This is a genomic window from Candidatus Bealeia paramacronuclearis (assembly GCF_035607555.1).
Taxonomy (GTDB): Bacteria; Pseudomonadota; Alphaproteobacteria; order UBA9655; family UBA9655; genus Bealeia; species Bealeia paramacronuclearis.
On record NZ_JAVHWZ010000001.1, the window covers coordinates 123,519 to 139,530 of the forward strand.

Annotated in this window: 17 protein-coding genes and 1 tRNA gene; 11 read left to right on the plus strand and 7 right to left on the minus strand. The window is 42.0% G+C overall.

Going from position 1 to position 16,012, the window contains the following annotated elements:
* Nucleotides 1-12: 12 nt before the first annotated feature.
* Nucleotides 13-1,050: an IS630 family transposase gene (locus tag Bealeia2_RS00655; protein ID WP_331255250.1), complete on the plus strand. Its 1,038-nt coding sequence runs from the start codon at nucleotides 13-15 to the stop codon at nucleotides 1,048-1,050.
* Between the two features lie 180 nt (nucleotides 1,051-1,230).
* The gene (locus Bealeia2_RS00660) at nucleotides 1,231-3,384 is read left to right on the plus strand and encodes a hypothetical protein (RefSeq protein ID WP_331255251.1); all 2,154 of its coding nucleotides are present in this window, start codon (nucleotides 1,231-1,233) and stop codon (nucleotides 3,382-3,384) included.
* A 10-nt stretch (nucleotides 3,385-3,394) separates the two neighbouring features.
* Here the strand turns inward: Bealeia2_RS00660 and mltG are convergent, their stop codons facing one another.
* The 5 genes from mltG to fabD form a co-directional block, all read right to left on the minus strand.
* A complete protein-coding gene (mltG, locus tag Bealeia2_RS00665) occupies nucleotides 3,395-4,360 on the minus strand; it encodes an endolytic transglycosylase MltG (protein WP_331255252.1) in 966 nt (321 codons plus the stop codon).
* 20 nt (nucleotides 4,361-4,380) lie between these two features.
* Nucleotides 4,381-5,643, minus strand: a complete 1,263-nt coding sequence (gene fabF / locus Bealeia2_RS00670) for a beta-ketoacyl-ACP synthase II (protein ID WP_331255253.1) — start codon at nucleotides 5,641-5,643, stop codon at nucleotides 4,381-4,383.
* 33 nt (nucleotides 5,644-5,676) lie between these two features.
* Nucleotides 5,677-5,925 carry an acyl carrier protein gene (locus Bealeia2_RS00675; protein WP_331255254.1) on the minus strand — a complete coding sequence of 83 codons (249 nt, stop codon included), beginning with the start codon at nucleotides 5,923-5,925 and terminating at the stop codon, nucleotides 5,677-5,679.
* Between the two features lie 141 nt (nucleotides 5,926-6,066).
* The gene (fabG, locus tag Bealeia2_RS00680) at nucleotides 6,067-6,804 is read right to left on the minus strand and encodes a 3-oxoacyl-[acyl-carrier-protein] reductase (protein WP_331255255.1); all 738 of its coding nucleotides are present in this window, start codon (nucleotides 6,802-6,804) and stop codon (nucleotides 6,067-6,069) included.
* Between the two features lie 3 nt (nucleotides 6,805-6,807).
* On the minus strand, nucleotides 6,808-7,752 hold the full coding sequence (fabD, locus tag Bealeia2_RS00685; RefSeq protein WP_414437815.1) for an ACP S-malonyltransferase: 945 nt from the start codon (nucleotides 7,750-7,752) through the stop codon (nucleotides 6,808-6,810).
* A gap of 130 nt (nucleotides 7,753-7,882) precedes the next feature.
* On the opposite strand from fabD, the gene Bealeia2_RS00690 reads away from it, so the two are divergent.
* The 7 genes from Bealeia2_RS00690 (at nucleotide 7,883) to Bealeia2_RS00720 (ending at nucleotide 12,218) form a co-directional block, all read left to right on the plus strand.
* Nucleotides 7,883-7,957, plus strand: a tRNA-Val gene (locus Bealeia2_RS00690).
* A gap of 75 nt (nucleotides 7,958-8,032) precedes the next feature.
* On the plus strand, nucleotides 8,033-8,197 hold the full coding sequence (locus Bealeia2_RS00695) for a hypothetical protein (protein WP_331255257.1): 165 nt from the start codon (nucleotides 8,033-8,035) through the stop codon (nucleotides 8,195-8,197).
* A gap of 42 nt (nucleotides 8,198-8,239) precedes the next feature.
* Nucleotides 8,240-8,785: a carbonic anhydrase gene (locus tag Bealeia2_RS00700; RefSeq protein ID WP_331255258.1), complete on the plus strand. Its 546-nt coding sequence runs from the start codon at nucleotides 8,240-8,242 to the stop codon at nucleotides 8,783-8,785.
* Nucleotides 8,786-8,973: 188 nt separating this feature from the next.
* Nucleotides 8,974-9,195: a hypothetical protein gene (locus tag Bealeia2_RS00705; protein WP_331255259.1), complete on the plus strand. Its 222-nt coding sequence runs from the start codon at nucleotides 8,974-8,976 to the stop codon at nucleotides 9,193-9,195.
* A 32-nt stretch (nucleotides 9,196-9,227) separates the two neighbouring features.
* Nucleotides 9,228-9,566: an IS630 transposase-related protein gene (locus Bealeia2_RS00710; RefSeq protein ID WP_331255234.1), complete on the plus strand. Its 339-nt coding sequence runs from the start codon at nucleotides 9,228-9,230 to the stop codon at nucleotides 9,564-9,566.
* A gap of 22 nt (nucleotides 9,567-9,588) precedes the next feature.
* Entirely contained in the window at nucleotides 9,589-10,089 is a 501-nt protein-coding gene (locus tag Bealeia2_RS00715; RefSeq protein ID WP_331255951.1) for an IS630 family transposase, read from the plus strand.
* A gap of 341 nt (nucleotides 10,090-10,430) precedes the next feature.
* Entirely contained in the window at nucleotides 10,431-12,218 is a 1,788-nt protein-coding gene (locus tag Bealeia2_RS00720; RefSeq protein WP_331255260.1) for a hypothetical protein, read from the plus strand.
* 273 nt (nucleotides 12,219-12,491) lie between these two features.
* Here the strand turns inward: Bealeia2_RS00720 and Bealeia2_RS00725 are convergent, their stop codons facing one another.
* Complete coding sequence (locus tag Bealeia2_RS00725; RefSeq protein WP_331255261.1) at nucleotides 12,492-12,620, minus strand: hypothetical protein; 129 nt, start codon at nucleotides 12,618-12,620, stop codon at nucleotides 12,492-12,494.
* Between the two features lie 102 nt (nucleotides 12,621-12,722).
* Nucleotides 12,723-12,983: a hypothetical protein gene (locus Bealeia2_RS00730; RefSeq protein WP_331255262.1), complete on the minus strand. Its 261-nt coding sequence runs from the start codon at nucleotides 12,981-12,983 to the stop codon at nucleotides 12,723-12,725.
* Nucleotides 12,984-13,157: 174 nt separating this feature from the next.
* On the opposite strand from Bealeia2_RS00730, the gene Bealeia2_RS00735 reads away from it, so the two are divergent.
* Nucleotides 13,158-14,720 (plus strand): MFS transporter, encoded by a 1,563-nt coding sequence (locus Bealeia2_RS00735; protein WP_331255263.1) that lies wholly within the window; start codon nucleotides 13,158-13,160, stop codon nucleotides 14,718-14,720.
* Nucleotides 14,721-14,953: 233 nt separating this feature from the next.
* Nucleotides 14,954-15,961 (plus strand): integrase core domain-containing protein, encoded by a 1,008-nt coding sequence (locus Bealeia2_RS00740; protein ID WP_422388039.1) that lies wholly within the window; start codon nucleotides 14,954-14,956, stop codon nucleotides 15,959-15,961.
* Nucleotides 15,962-16,012: the final 51 nt, after the last annotated feature.

Consider the following 16,012-nt stretch of genomic DNA (forward strand, 5'->3'; position numbering starts at 1 on the left):
TAAGTAGAAGGTATGAAATTAGGAGATGCACGAAAGTTAACGCAAGACGCCCAAGAAAGCCTTCGATTGAGGGCGATTAAGGGAGTTGTTGAAGGCGGGAAGACGCATGCGGAAGTGGGGCATTTATTGGGAGTAGCGCGAGGCACTGTCAGCCGATGGGTTTCGAGCTATCGAAGAAGGGGCCAGGCGGCGCTATTGAAGAAAAAACGAGGGCGCCGGGCTGAAGACATGGTGCGCTTGAAGCCCCACCAGTGCGCCAGCCTCGTCAAAATGATCACCGATCGTTGTCCCGACCAGCTAAAACTGCCCTTTATGCTCTGGACGCGAGAGGCTGTGGGAGAGTTGATCGAACGCACTTTTGGCATCCGACTCTCGATTCGCTCCGTGGGGAACTATCTGAAACGTTGGGGATTTACGCCCCAAAAGCCGGTGCGTCGGGCTTATGAACGTCGCGAAAAAGAAGTTCAGGCTTGGCTTAAAGAGGTTTATCCGGCGATTGCCAAGCGGGCGCGCCTTGAAAATGCCGAGATTCATTGGGGAGATGAGGCGGGCTTTCGTTCCGATCATCAGACGGGCACAACTTATAGCCCCAAGGGTCAGACGCCTGTGATTTCAGGAACGGGAAAACGATTTCGAATCAATATGATCTCGAGCGTCACGAATCAGGGCACGTTGCGGTTTATGCTTTTTGAGGAGAATTTTACGCGAGAGGTTTTTCTTAATTTTCTCAAAAGGTTAATCAAGTCTTCCAAGAAAAAAGTGTTTCTCATTGTGGACAATCACAAAGTACACCACGCCAAAGTGGTCGGTGAATTTTTGAAGGAAAACAAAGAAAAAATTGAGGTATTTTTTCTGCCCGCTTACAGCCCAGATTTGAATCCAGATGAGCTTTTGAATCAAGACGTGAAAAGCAATGCTGTCGGACTCAAACATGCCAAGTCATTGCAGGAACTCAAAACCAACATCACAAAATATCTTTTTGGCACCCAAAATTGCCCCGAAATCGTTCGCTCCTATTTCCTCAAAAAAGAAGTTACCTACGCCGCCTAACGTCATCTATTTTATTGCCGGAGTAATATCTCATGAGGACACCCTCTCTCCTCTCTCTTTTGTAGGTCGGAGGTGAATTTTGATTATCTCAAAATACTTGCTTGAGTTTTTAATAAATTGTAATTATATAATAATAGAATTTTAATTTAATATGGGTTTTTTATGTTGTTGAGTTTTAATATGAAGAAATTTTCTGCCTTTTTGTTGTGTGCGTCTTGTTTGTCAGCAGAGTCCTTCGCAATGATGGAGCCGTTGGAAGAAAAACAAATCGTATCGTCTCGTCAAAGTTCTGAGAAAGAGGAAGCGAGTGAAAAGGAAACACCCTCCCCTCAAACTCTAGTTTCTCAATTCGCACAACGTGCTCAGCTGAGTGTGAGACTTTTCAAAGAAAATGGTATTCCTATCAATTTTGAATCTTTCATAAAGGCGTGCCCAAAAATTGATGAAAATATGCCAGATGAGGATGTTTTTCAAATCTTAGGAAATATAATACACGTTTCAGGCACCATTAGTCAAAGTTTTAAAGTAAAGCCAGTGGTTCGTGAATACGACCTTTTGAAGGCAAATTTTATCACATGGAAAAACACCCTTAGTTTTTTAAAAAATAAAAACTCTCAATTTTCAAAGAAAGGAGTGAAAGATTTAGCTCAAGACGTATTTCAATTTGAAACCAAGTTCTTTGATTTTTATCAAAAATATGGTGATATTAAATTTGTGACTCCTGAAGAATATGTCATTAAAATGCAACTTTTAGCAGATCAAATGAACGAGATCGGATCTCAAGCGTTCTCCAGTTTTAAGAAGAGAGAACTTTTTTCCTCCTCAGCCCCAACCTCAGAGCAAATCAAAGCTATTGAATTGCTCGCTGGATTCTACTGTATTCAAGGTCGTTATTTGCGCAATGTATGGAGCTCCGTATTAAGTCAATCTAATCCGCTTCTTAAACCTCAACAGATAGTAGCATGTTTAAGAAAAAATATAGAATCTCTTGAACGCTCTTCAGAACTTTATGAGATTGTTTTTGGGATGAATCATGATAATGAGACTGAAGAAGCCAATGCGGACATAACGGTTAATATACTCACCGTATTTGGACAATTAGATGTTTATTGCACAACTCATAACATCACTCACCCATTTACACCTCAGAATAAAAAAATAAAAAAACAGTCTTTAAAAAATAAAATTAAATTATTTAAACAAAAAAAAGATCGTATTCGTTTTCTAAATGAGCAATTTGAAAAAATGAAAATGATGACGTCTAATCATACTTCTGAGAAAAATAAATTAGAGGCAAAAAAGGATGTGCTTCAACATCTTCAAAACACAAATGATAATACTTCAAGTCTTGAGGCTCCTGCCTCTTTAAAATTAGCTTACCATTATGTCCCTAAAATTGATGACACTGCTAAAAGTATAGAAGATGTTCTCAATTCCACTACGATGATTTTATTTTATGCTGGAGAATATGATAAAGCACTCGTGCGTTTTAAACTCTATGAAGAGGAAATGAAGGAACAATTGGAACCTGATGCCTTAATTTTCAGGGCATTTCTCAAGTCTTTTACAGGTGATAGCTCTGAAATTATTGCACTGCATAATGATCTTAAACAAAAGAGAAAAGCAGCAAACGCACGTCAACGACAAAAAATGATCTCTACCATCAAAGATCGAATAGAAAGCTCAAAAGACGATGTCAATCCCGACACGGAGATAAAGGTACCTCGTCGGATTTTGCCTGCAAAAACAACATCTGTGATCTCAAACAATAACAACTTATTATTGGAAGATTCAGCGCCTTCCTACAAAGAAAGCAAAGATAAAAAGAAAAAACGCCATGAAGAAAAATTAAAGGAAAAAGAGGAAAATAGCTCAAGTGATGATGAAACGTCATTACAGGTAGATACAGCTCAAAAATTCTTAAAGAAAGAAGAGTCCTTTCCAAAAATCCAACCGCAATTTTATCTCACAAGCACGGCTTGGCGCGTTCATTTGTCCATAGAGTCCAGTGAATGGAAATTTACCAAAGACGAACTGAAAACGTATTTTGAGGCTTTGGGATGTCGTGTCAAAGAAAGTCGCGGAAAAGGGGGACATCAAGGTGCAGAACTTCCCACGCGATTGGTGATTAAAGATGCCACTGATACTGTTCTTTTCATCATTCCCATCGGCGGTTTTTTTACGCTGCCTGCTTGGGATCAAGCTTTCGTGCCGTTTTATTTGCGCAAGGAAATCTCAAATGTGCGCGCAAAATTTGGCGCTTTTGGAGGGAATGTTCATGAAGGCCAACGCCCCATCGAAGATAAACAAAAGATATTTGCGGAACACGAATAGAGAGACTTCTCTATTTGTTGCGTATTTTTCGCCAAGCTTGATGATTTTTTTGATGGGCCTGTAAGGTTTCTGAAAAGTGATGCCCACCCGTGCCGTCGGCCACAAAATAAAGGTAGGCCACAGGCGCTGGATTAAGAGCTGCTTTTAAGGCGGCAATGCCGGGATTGGCAATAGCGCCGGGAGGAAGACCTTTATTAACATAGGTGTTGAGGGGATGCTCGACTTTGAGATCGGCACGGCTGAGCTCTCGGTCCAACTTTCCCGTCCCATTAGAAATCGCATAAACAACCGTCGGATCACATTGCAACGGCATCCCTAACTTTAGGCGATTGTAAAAAACAGCGGACACAAGGGGACGTTCAGGTGCTAGAGCCGTTTCTTTTTCAATGAGGGCTGCAAGGCTAATCATTTCCTCACGGGATTGAAGAAGAAGGCCGGGATTGCGATTTTCCCAGAGTTGAGTCGTTAATCGTGTCATTTCTGTCTGCATTTTTTGAATGAGTGAGCCCCGTGCTTCCCCTTTTTTATAGGCATAGGTAGAGGGAAAAAGTGAGCCTTCATTGGGAACTTCTGAAATTTCCCCCTCAAGTTTGGGAAGGGTTTTCAGCCTTTCCACAATCTCATAACTCGTAAGGCCTTCTGGCATAGTGATTTGATAAACAACGACTTCACCTCTGGTGATTTTTTTGACCGCATCCAAAAAAGAAGCGTTTTTTGAAATCTCATATTCGCCGGCTTGAAGGGACCTCAAGTTTCCAAAAAGGGTGCCTCCCAAAAGACAGACCCAAGGGTGGGGTGTAATTTGAGCCTCACTTAAAATCTCACAGGTCTTTTGAGCTGAGGTTCCTTTGGGAATCTCGAGAATCTCATCTTGGGTCCGGCGACCCTCAAAATTCACACTGTAATACAAAGAAGCTATGCCTATTGACAAGAGTATGAGCCCTGCAGACACCATAAAAATTAGGTAGGGCTTCATTCGTGCAAAGAGGTTTGACGTTATTGGAACGCTCCCATCACAAGAGAAACATTTGTTCCTCCAAATCCAAAGGAATTGGAAAGAGCATATTTGAATTTACGCTCTTTGGCTTTGTGGGGCACAAGATCCATATCTTCCGTACCCTCAGAGGGATTATCAAGGTTTAATGTGGGGGGGATTATCCCATTATTCATCGCTAAGATGGTGAAAATCGCCTCAACGCCGCCTGCAGCCCCCAAAAGGTGACCAATCGAAGATTTTGTGGAGGACATACTGACATCCCCTGAAGAGTTGCCCAAAAGGCGCTTGACGGCCCCAAGCTCAATCATATCTCCCAAAGGTGTCGATGTTCCATGGGCATTGATATAGCCTAAATCAGAGGGGGAAATTCCTGCGCGTTTTAACGCATTGCGCATCGCACGGAATCCGCCGTTTCCATCTTCCGCAGGAGCGGTAATGTGATAGGCGTCTCCGGATAATCCATAACCAATAACTTCGGCATAAATTTTAGCGCCGCGCTTTTTCGCGTGCTCAAGTTCCTCCAAGACCACAACACCGGAACCTTCACCAATTACAAATCCATCACGGTCGCGATCCCAAGGGCGCGACGCCCGTGTGGGCTCATCATTGAAGTTTGTTGAAAGGGCACGCATAGAGGCGAATCCTGCGACACCGAGTTCGCATACAGCGCCTTCAGCGCCGCCCGCAACCATCACATCCGCATCTCCCATTTGAATGAGACGTGCGGCATCCCCAATGGCATGACCACCTGTGGAGCACGCAGTCACCACAGAGTGGTTCGGCCCTTTAAATCCATGGCGAATGGAGACGTGACCTGAGACTAAGTTGATTAGGGAAGATGTGATAAAGAACGGACTGATTTTCCGCGGTCCACGCTCTTTTAAGATTTGTGCTGCCTCGCAAATAGTAGGAAGTCCTCCGATGCCAGATCCGATCATGACACCTGTCATCTCACGTTCTTCATCGGTTTGTGGCGCCCATCCTGAATCTTTAATGGCTTCATCGGCGGCTTTTAAACCAAAGAGAATGAACTTATCCATTTTCTTTTGATCTTTGTGCGGAACAACTTCATCCATATTAAATTCAAGAGGTCCAGATCCTAAGGCTATTTCCCCGGCCACTTTGGAGGTAATTTCGTCTGTCGGGAAATATTCAATGTGGCGTACGCCCGATTCAGCATTGATCAGACGTCGCCATGAAGTTTGAACATCTGGTCCTAAAGGCGTCACAAGGCCTAAGCCGGTAACAACAACGCGCCGCATATGCAATTTCCCTTCAGATAAAATAAAATAAGCTTAGGCTACGCTCTTCGTTGCATTTTGTTGAACGTAATCAATAGCATTTTTAACAGTCAGAATTTTTTCTGCAGCATCATCAGGAATTTCACAACCGAATTCCTCTTCAAATGCCATAACGAGTTCAACTGTGTCGAGACTGTCAGCGCCAAGATCATCAATGAAGCTGGCAGTATCTGTGACTTTTTCTTCGTCAACGCCCAAATGGTCTACAACAATTTTCTTAACGCGTGCTGCTACATCGCTCATTTCATATTCCTCTTCAATTTCGTTTCATAAAATTTCTATAACGTAAGAACTAGCTTGTCTCAATTCTTAGCACAATTGAGGGTGCTATCATACTCTTTCTCGATTGACTAGCCAAGACTGAGAAAAAAATCAAGAAAATCTTTATACCATTACCATTCCGCCATTGATATGAAGGGTTTGACCAGTAACATATTGTGCCTCATGGGAAGCGAGATACACGACACCCGCGGCAATATCTTCAGGAGATCCCATCTCACCTTTGGGAATTTCACACAAAATTTTGCCTTTGACCTTATCATCCAAAACTTCCGTCATTGGAGTTCCTATAAAACCTGGTGCCAAACAATTGACCGTTATGCCACGAGTGGCGACTTCTTGAGCTAATGATTTTGAAAATCCAATGAGACCTGCTTTTGAAGCGGCGTAGTTGGCTTGTCCTGGATTTCCGGTCACGCCTACGATTGAGGTAATATTAATAATACGTCCCCACCGTTGCTTCATCATCAGGCGAATAGCCTCCCGCGAAAGACGGAATGCGGAGGTTAAATTAACTTCGATAACTTTGAGCCAATCTTCATCTTTCATGCGCATCATGAGACCGTCTCGAGTCAGTCCCGCATTATTGACGAGAATGTCCACACCCCCCACTTCTGTTTCAATTTTTGAAATCAATTCCGCCGTAGACGCCGGGTCGGAAAGGTCGCAAGGCATAACTGTTGTATGACCACCCAGCTCTTTGGCCAAAGTTTCAAGGGCGTCTTTTCGCGTGCCTGAAAGAATGATATGGGCACCTTGGGTATGAAGTGCTTTTGCAATCGCACCGCCAATGCCGCCTGACGCTCCTGTAACGAGCGCTTTTTTACCATCGAGTCTAAACATAAATTAAAACATCCCTTCTAAATCTTCCGGTGAGTTAATAGCTGCCGAAATCACATCTTTATCGATACGTTTTGTCAAGCCTGTCAGGACCTGCCCTGCACCAATTTCAATAATTTGAGTGACCCCCAAAGACGCCATTTTTTGAACACTTTCTCTCCACCTTACCATACCGGTGACTTGCTCAACCAAAAGCTCACGAATTGTCTCAGGATCTTCACAAGGTGTAGCCCTCACGTTGGTGATAACTGGAACAAGAGGCTTTTGAATTGTCACGTCTTGAAGGGCGGCTTTCATGCGGTCTGCAGCTGGCTGCATTAAAGGACAATGAAAGGGTGCACTTACGTTTAAAAGAATGCTGCGTTTGGCGCCCAATTCTTTGGCGAGGTCAATGGAGCGTTCAACGGCTTCTTTGTTTCCACTAATGACGATTTGTCCAGGGCAATTGTCATTGGCCACAACACATACCTGATTCAAGGCCGCTTGGGACGCCAGGCTATGAACATCTGTAATCTCTAATCCTAAAATAGCCGCCATAGCGCCTTGCCCTACAGGCACAGCCTTTTGCATGGATTGTCCGCGAATTTTAAGAAGGCGAGCCGTGTCACCAATGGAAAGCGCTTTTGCAGCAGCTAAAGCTGAGTATTCTCCCAAGGAATGACCTGCAACATACTGGACCGCATTGGCAAGGCTCACGCCGGCATCTTTTTCAAGGGCCGCCATCATGGCAAGGCTCACGGACATCAAAGCAGGTTGGGCATTTTCAGTTAAGACTAAATCTGATTCCGGTCCTTCAAAAATGATTGTACTGAGTTTTTGGCCTAAAGCCTCATCGACTTCCTCAAAGACCTGACGGGAGGAGGCAAATGTGTCATAAAAAATCTTGCCCATACCGATAGCCTGAGATCCTTGACCTGGAAAAACGAAAGCTTTCACAAGGTTTCCTTTCATTCAAAAACAATAAGTCCCGGCCTTATAGCACATTCCAAAAGGGGCGGAAAAGCATTCTTTTGAGACGAGCAATTATAAAACTTGCAAGAATCAAGAAGCTCTTTTATACACTCTTTTGTATTTAAGTTAAGGGCGTATAGCTCAGCGGTAGAGCACTACGTTGACATCGTAGAGGTCACAGGTTCGATCCCCGTTGCGCCCACCATTTTTCTTTTTAGAATTGTCGAAATTGTCAATTGTGATATCCTCTATATGTAATTAAAAAACAGGGGGTGCTTTCATGACTTTCACAAAAATACTTTTTTCCATATCATTGCTGACATTTTCACTTTCGGCGAACGGTCCTCAAGGTGTCCTCTCCAAAGATATTGAGAAAAAAACGGAAGGCATCCTTGAAAACATTGTAACGGATAATGGTAAATACGCCAGAAAAACACCTAAATGACAATTTCAAGCTTATAAAGATTCTCAACATCCACGCGCCACGATGATTCTGTGCTCTGATTCCCGCGTCCAAATGGAGAGTTTTGATTTCACGCCAGAGAATGACATTTTTACCGTACGTAACATCGGCAATCAAATTGCCACTACACCAGGTTCCGTCGAATACGGAATCAATCATCTGAACACCCCTGTGCTTTTTATCGTGGGACACTCAGGATGTGGTGCGGTTAATGCGGCTTATGGTGATTATTCCAAGGAATCTCCAGATATTCAAAAAGAATTAAATACAATCCAAATTAAGTCTGCTCCTGATGTGAAAGCTGCAATTCTTTTAAACATCAATAATCAAGTTGACGCTGCCCTGAAGAAATTTGATGATAAAATTAAATCTGAACGGCTGACTGTTGTCGGTGGGGTCTATGATTTTCGGGATGATTATGAGCGTGGTGATGGGCGCTTTATCATTACCAATTTGAATGGCGAAACAGATCCTCAAAAAATTGAAGCCTCACCCCTCTTCAAAAAGATTAAGGAAGCTCATATTGGAGTTGCTTCGGTGCACAAGCAGGAAAAACAGAAGACGAATTAACCTAAATCTAGATTTACCCCTACCAAAAAATCGTGAAAAGTGCTGTCCGAGTTCAGATAGAAGTGAGACAAAATTGGGAGGGATGGAGATGAGCTGAGCGCGCCCTCAAATTGCGCTGTAGCGAGGCTCATCTCCATCGCCACACCCAAACCAGGCCTCAAGAATAGGAGAATGTAAAAAACCTATTGATGGAGGACTGGATGAGGATCCACGGACTACATAAAAATATGCATAGGCTTTATGCATATGCGCGTACACAAGACTATTTGGACGTCTATCGCAAACGGTATGAAGACGGCGTGAGGCGCTGGGAAAAGTTGAAAGCTAAAAACGTTTCCGATGCGATATGCCAAGAAATTTGCGATATATCTCGCGCAACTTATTATAGTCATTCCCCTATAAATAGATAGATTTTTAGGAAAAGTTTAGGTATAAGGAGGGAATGGTAAAAGCATATTCGGAAGACCTGCGGAAAAAGGTCATCTCCTACATTACGAGCGGCGGCCGTAAGCGGGAGGCTGCAAAGGTTTTTAACGTTGGAGAAGCCACGATCTATCGATGGATATGTCTTCATAAACAAGGGGATATTAAACCGAAAAAACGCACTTCTTATCCGCGTAAAGTCGATGAGCAAAAACTCAGAGACTACGTCGCTCAAAATCCGGATCATACGCTCAAACAAATCGCCGAAGCTTTGGGGTTGAGATTCCAAAACGTGAGTAAATGGCTTAAACGTTTAAACATTACACGAAAAAAAGACGACGCTTTACAAAGAACGTAACGAAGACAAGCGGGCCGAATTTATAAAACAGCTTGAGAAAATAGATCCTGAAACAATCGTGTGGATTGATGAAGCTGGGATTGATAATCGCCTTTATCGAGAGCATGCCTGGGCGCCGCGCGGACAAAAGGTTTACGCGGAGATCCCGGGCCAAAAAAGAGAGCATGTCAGTATCATTGGCGGTCTCATGAAGGGTGCGTTCGTGGCGCCTTTCACCTTTCAAGGTGGATGTCATGCAGATCTTTTTAATGCTTGGCTTGAGGAGGTTTTATTGCCGGGTTTATCAAAAAATACCACCCTGATTATGGACAATGCCGCCTTTCATAAATCGCCAAAAACGAAAGATTTGATTGAGAAATTTCGCTGCCATCTCCTCTTTCTCCCAACTGACTCTCCTGACCTCAATCCTATCGAACATTGGTGGCACAAAATCAAATCCATCCTCCGCCCCCTCGTCCAGCAAAACCCAGAAAACCTTCATCAACTCCTTGATAAACTCCTCAGCCAATGTCTATCCATATAATGGAGAAGTACTATAGCGCTGGCGATAGACGTCCAAACAATCTTGTGTACGCGCATATGCATAAAGCCTATGCATATTTTTATGTAATCCTTTGATTTGCATTGAGCCCTCCAGTCATAGGGTGTTAGCCGTCCTATTCTTGAGGCCTGGTTTGGGTGTGGCAATGGAGATAAGCTTTGCTAAAGCGCAATTTGGGGGCGCGCTCAGCTCATCTCCATTCCTCCCAATTTTGTCTCACCTCTATCTGAACTCGGACAGCGGAGTAATATTAATTTCTTCTTGAAATAATGATATTAAATTGATATTTGTAAATTAAATTTTAATCTATTTGTGGTGAAATTATGAATAAGTTTATTTTTTCAATGTTTATTTCCTTCTCGATCTTTTTTAATAACTCAGTTCAATGTTCAAAAGAGGACAAGGATGAATTTGAAAATAGCGTTCGCATTATAAAGGAAAAAAGCGACAAGTACAAAAATAATGATTTTAAACATAATGAAGATTATAATCTCATAAAGTTAAGTTATATTTTCAATCTTTTGGATGAAAAATTTAATTTTTGTTTAGGATTGGTGCGGTGGGAAAAACTAGAAGAAGGTTGGGGCAACTCATATATTAATACTTTATTTTATGAGTATGTTAGAAATATCTATCTTATAAAAGCGTTAGAAGTTATTAAAAAATCTGAATTCCAATCAGATATTGATGATGTGCTAACCGCCACATCTGTATTTACCAACATCTTGGATCGTTATAAATTTTTACTTCATGATTTTTTAGAGATAAGAGAAACAGGAGAGTATGAGCTCGTAAATGGAGGAGGGCAAGAAAGTGCAACGCACAACAATAAAAGAAATAAAAACAATTTAATACCAGTTTTTAGAGTGAGCCTGAACTTTTATCCAGAACACTATGAAATAAGAAGAAAAGCAATTTCTTTATTGAAAAAAAATGAATACAGCATTTATATGTTAAATTTTTGGTTAAAAAGTGAGAAGGATGAAGATATAAATTTGAGAATAAAAAAAATTATAAAAGAAAGAGAGACTCGCGTCGAATATTTAAATAAAAATTTTATAAAATCAAAAGCAGATTTATCTTTTGATAAAATCAGGATGATCCGAGAATTTGACCTATTCAAAAAAAACTTGAATATAGATCTTCCCCTGCGATTGCCGCTCCTGACACAGCTGTATGATGACGATATGAGGGTGTTTCAAAAAATAGAGAAAATAATTTTAAAAAATGTCCTTTCAGCTCTTGAGCTTCCTATGGAAGAAGAAAAAAACGTATCTCATTCGAAAGCTATATGTAAAACTGATCATAAAAAAAGTAAAAATTCCAATAAAAATAAAAAAAAGAAAACATCTAATACGTCTAAAATTTTGACGTCTACCCAAGATGAAAAAAAATCTTCAGACGAAACGGTGGAATCAGTAATGATGGAGAAAAGATTTGGAGAGATAACCTTTTCAGATGTAAAAAAAGAACAGACACACCCTCTTGATGAAAATATCAATCCGGTTAAAAATGAATCTAAATCATTAGAAAATGAATTAAGTAATCAAATTTTTAAGTTTGATTCCAATGTTAATAATGATGAAGAAGAGTCTGATCCTATCAAAGATATTAATAATTGGCTTCAACAAATTATAGATCAAGCTGCCAATGTCAATGGAGCAGAGATGTTTACAATCTCAAGTAAGTCAAAAAATCTTATGAGAGTTTTAAAAAAGAGTCCAAATTTACTTGAGCAAATTCAAGATGCTACTTCAAAACTTGCCGTTCAATTATCATTAAAGAAAAATACTTCTACTCTAGTAAAACAGCTGCTCATTCCTGAACGATATATAAACGGTTATGAATACTTTATGGAAACTGAAATGACATTTATTAAAAACATACGTTTTAGTAAGGTGACTCCGTTATTAACAGGCTTGGGAATTAAAATAGATCGTAGTCGAAAAGGATCCCGTATACACTTGAGTTTTAAAACGAGTAATAAAAATATTGAAACAAGTCTCCATCTTCACGATCCTTACGATGGAGAAGTTGACGGCGGACGTATTTCGTCTTTACGCAAATTCCTTTTAGATTGTGGATTTGTGATGGAATTGAAATCGAATTGATCGAAGTATAACTTCTCAGTTATATTGATAGAGATTGACTGAGGAGTTTATCAAGGAGTTGATGAAGGTTTTCTGGATTTTGTCGGACGATGGGGCGGAGGATGGATTTGATTTTTCCTAAAAATCTATCTATTTAGAGGAGAAGTGCTATAGTCTCCCGATGTTGGCATTGAGTTTTTGGATTTCATTGTCATAAATCGTGTGTGAAGGTTTATGAGGACGCTCGAATAACTCAGCCCCTTACTCCAAAAGAAGGCGTTTCCATCTGTGAATTTAAGCCGGAGGAACCTCATACCGTGAGGCAAGTTCCCCGATGGTCATATCGCCCTTCAAAGCTTCGATCGCTGTTTTCACCTTTAACGACGCACTGACATTTTTCTTCATTTTCTCTTCTTTTTTCATTGAGTCCAACTTTATCAAATTTTCTCGAAAAAATGCTCCACTTCTTGAGGACATTACACTCTTCAAACTTAAAGTTCGGAGGTAGACACAAACTTTGCCCCCTCACACTTGAATGTCGACCTCATGATCTTCCGGCGTGATTTCGCCTTCAAGGGACTGCCTTTTGGGATTGTGACGCCTTAAAGATTTATTTTTCTCGGCTTGTGTCAAGGCACGCCTTTGCATCTCTGTTTTTCCAACGGCCACCACATCTTGAGGAAGACTTTGGGCGTTTTGCGACAATAAATGGGTGTTTTTCGCTGTCTCCGCTGAGGAGAGGAAAGTTGCAATTTTTTGAAGAATGGGCAAATGAGGAACCCGCATTTCGTCCCCTTTTTCTGTGACCTTCACTACATGACTACAGGAAAATTTATCCTCTTGCAAATCGGATGCTTTTTTGTTTAGACTTCCCTTGTTGATAATCCCACCACAAGGCCTCCACTGATTTCATATGTGAACTCAGGCTCTTTTTCTTAAATTCAATTACGGAAATTTAAAATGACTCAAAAATCTAACGCGATTCCGCTGAAGACGTGGCTTGTCTTGATAGCCGCAGGAATCTTAGTACTTTTAATGAATATTGATTACACGGCCGTGAATCTCACATTGGTTCCAATTTCGTTAGAGCTCAATGAAGATCTTAATAACCTGCAGTGGCTTTTGAGCGGTTACGTTCTCATCTGGGCCGCATTTGTTATTCCAGCGGGACGTATGGCCGATATTTACGGCAAACGCAACACCTTGATTGGAGGCCTCCTCCTTTTTATGTTGGGATCTTGCTTGACGGGACTTGGTCAAAATCTAGAGACACTAATTTTAGGGCGTGTGATTCAAGGCTTTGGCGCAGCCATTTTCACGGCTCCTTGCTGGGCTCTGATTTTCACAAGCGCACCTCCTGAAAAGCAAGGTTTTGTGATGGGAATTATTCTCTCTTTTTCTGGCGTAGGACTTGCCATTGGACCGACTTTAGGCGGATACATTATCGAAACTCTCGTGTGGCGTTGGATTTATTATATCAACATCCCCATTGGAATTGTGGTGATTATCATTCTTATGCTTTTTTCTAAAAATGACCGCATTGAAAATTCCCAAAAGATCGATTACATAGGCGCACTTTTGCTCGCATCAGGCCTCTGTCTCAGCGTTTTTGGACTCAACCAAATTGAGACCTGGGGAATCCACGATGTGAGACTTTGGGTCGTAATGGGGGCAGGAGTTGGGATTGTGCTTGGCTTTTATCTTCATGATCGCAAGCAAAGTTTTCGCATGATCCCAAATGATCTCATGAAGAATAAACCGTTCTTGGCGGCCACCTTTGGTGAATTTTTCATGGCAATGAACTTTTCATTAATCCTCGTTTTAATGGGACTTTATTTGCAAAATACGCAAGGCTACTCCAGCTATGAAACGGGATTGGTGTTTTTTGCCATGACCATCTCCATGGGGCTTCTTTCGCCTTTTGGAGGCAAAATGGTAGATCATTTTGGGCTAAAACTTCCCATGCTTTTTGGGTGTATTGCCACAGGAATAGCTACCTTTTTATTCTCAGGCTTAGGGGTTGGATCCTCGCTCTATTTCATTTTGGTAGCTCTCTTTTTGGTGGGGGCTGGGATGGGTGCCTATTTCACGGCTTGCAGTACGGCCATGATGCGCGCGGTTCCACAAGAAGATCTCAATGTGGCCTCTGGTGTTTTCACCATGTGGATGATGGTGGGAAATACACTCAGCATTATTCTTTCAACAAGTTTGGTCGTTTTGTTTGGACGAGCCTCGCTTTTTGAGAGACTCGAAACCCACAAAGTTCTTCTGACGCCTTTGCAAAAAGACGAGCTTGCGGAAGTCATTGCCAAAGTCGAGCATACGCCCGACCAACTAGCAGCATTCCCACAAGACCAAATCCCTGTCTTTTTGGAGTGGATCACAGAAGCCTTTGTTCATGGATTTTCCATCAACATGATGTTGGGGACTCTTTGGGCGATTTTGGCAACGGGGCTCACACTTTGGGGAATTAAAGGGTTAGATCAATCCTCAGGCAAAGTGGCAGCACCTTTGGGACATTAAGATCTCATAAAACACCTCAGACGATGTGCAAATATTTTTTGTAAGTCGTCTGAGGACCACTTTGTATTGTCCGAGTTCAGATAGAAGTGAGACAAAACTGTGAGGGATGGAGATGAGCTTCGCTACAGCGCAATTTGGGGGCGCGCTCAGCTCATCTCCATTGCCCTACCAAAACCAGGCCTCAAGAATAGGAAATGTAAAAAAATGTAAAAAACCTATTGATGGAGGATTGGCTGAGGATCCACGGATTACATAAAAATATGCATAGGCTTTATGCATATGCGCGTACACAAGACTGTTTGGACGTCTATCGCAAACGGTATGAAGACGGCGTGAGGCTCTGGGAAAAGCTGAAATCTGAAAACGTTTGCGATTCCAGGTGCCAAGACATTTGCGCCATGTCTCGCGCAACTTATTATCGCCACAAGAAGATCCTGAAGGACCTTAACAAAGGGAGTGTTCCCCCTTCAAAAAAGCCACGAAATCTCAACAAACCGCACTGGGGAGAGGCAGAACTTCAGCTTGTGAAAGTGCGCCGCGAAAATCCCACCTATGGCAAAGAGAAAATCGCCATCATTCTCAAGCGAGACCATGGGCAAATCCTGAGCGAAAGCACCGTCGGCCGTATCCTGACCTCCCTCAAAAACAAGGGGCTTGTGCAAAAATCACCCTCCGCCCTGAGAACAAAAAGAAAAAGACAATTTAAAAGCCATGCAAAGCCCTGGACATTTAAGGATTATAAAACGATGACGCTTGGTGAGCGGGTGCAGATTGACCACATGACAGTCACCAAAAATGGTATCTGTTTCAAGCGCTTACAGACTTGGGAAAGAGGCTCGAAATTTATCTATGCGAGTGTGTATGCCCCTACCAAGAGCTCAAGCGCCAAACGCTTCTTGCTTGAGTTTGTAAAGCAGGCCCCCTTTAAAATTCAATCCATTCAAGTTGAGGGAAGATCTGAATTTATGGCGGAATTTGAGGAAGCCTGTGAAGAACTTGGAATTTCGCTGATTGTTCTGCCCCCCAAAAAGCCCACCTGCAACGGAGGTGTTGATCGGGGAAATCGCATATTCCGGGAGGAATTTTACAACCAAAACAACCTCCTGGCTGATTCCATAGCTTCTATGCGCTTTGAGCTCTCTCAAGCTGTCTCAAAGTATAATTCTTATCGGCCTCATCGCGCCGCGAAAGGCCTCACTCCTATGCACTATATTCACTCTCATATTCTCGAGGCCTCTTGAGTCTCATTCTATATGAACTCCTACAAAAAAGATTATACCCCTCATTTTAGG

Bases quoted from the DNA above. Each gene is read 5' to 3' on its own strand.
- Bealeia2_RS00655 (WP_331255250.1), top strand. From the start codon at position 13: ATGAAATTAGGAGATGCACGAAAGTTAACGCAAGACGCCCAAGAAAGC.
- Bealeia2_RS00660 (WP_331255251.1), top strand. From the start codon at position 1,231: ATGAAGAAATTTTCTGCCTTTTTGTTGTGTGCGTCTTGTTTGTCAGCA.
- mltG (WP_331255252.1), bottom strand. From the start codon at position 4,360: ATGAAGCCCTACCTAATTTTTATGGTGTCTGCAGGGCTCATACTCTTG.
- fabF (WP_331255253.1), bottom strand. From the start codon at position 5,643: ATGCGGCGCGTTGTTGTTACCGGCTTAGGCCTTGTGACGCCTTTAGGA.
- Bealeia2_RS00675 (WP_331255254.1), bottom strand. From the start codon at position 5,925: ATGAGCGATGTAGCAGCACGCGTTAAGAAAATTGTTGTAGACCATTTG.
- fabG (WP_331255255.1), bottom strand. From the start codon at position 6,804: ATGTTTAGACTCGATGGTAAAAAAGCGCTCGTTACAGGAGCGTCAGGC.
- fabD (WP_414437815.1), bottom strand. From the start codon at position 7,752: ATGAAAGGAAACCTTGTGAAAGCTTTCGTTTTTCCAGGTCAAGGATCT.
- Bealeia2_RS00695 (WP_331255257.1), top strand. From the start codon at position 8,033: ATGACTTTCACAAAAATACTTTTTTCCATATCATTGCTGACATTTTCA.
- Bealeia2_RS00700 (WP_331255258.1), top strand. From the start codon at position 8,240: ATGATTCTGTGCTCTGATTCCCGCGTCCAAATGGAGAGTTTTGATTTC.
- Bealeia2_RS00705 (WP_331255259.1), top strand. From the start codon at position 8,974: ATGGAGGACTGGATGAGGATCCACGGACTACATAAAAATATGCATAGG.
- Bealeia2_RS00710 (WP_331255234.1), top strand. From the start codon at position 9,228: ATGGTAAAAGCATATTCGGAAGACCTGCGGAAAAAGGTCATCTCCTAC.
- Bealeia2_RS00720 (WP_331255260.1), top strand. From the start codon at position 10,431: ATGAATAAGTTTATTTTTTCAATGTTTATTTCCTTCTCGATCTTTTTT.
- Bealeia2_RS00725 (WP_331255261.1), bottom strand. From the start codon at position 12,620: ATGAAAAAAGAAGAGAAAATGAAGAAAAATGTCAGTGCGTCGTTAAAG.
- Bealeia2_RS00730 (WP_331255262.1), bottom strand. From the start codon at position 12,983: ATGCGGGTTCCTCATTTGCCCATTCTTCAAAAAATTGCAACTTTCCTC.
- Bealeia2_RS00735 (WP_331255263.1), top strand. From the start codon at position 13,158: ATGACTCAAAAATCTAACGCGATTCCGCTGAAGACGTGGCTTGTCTTG.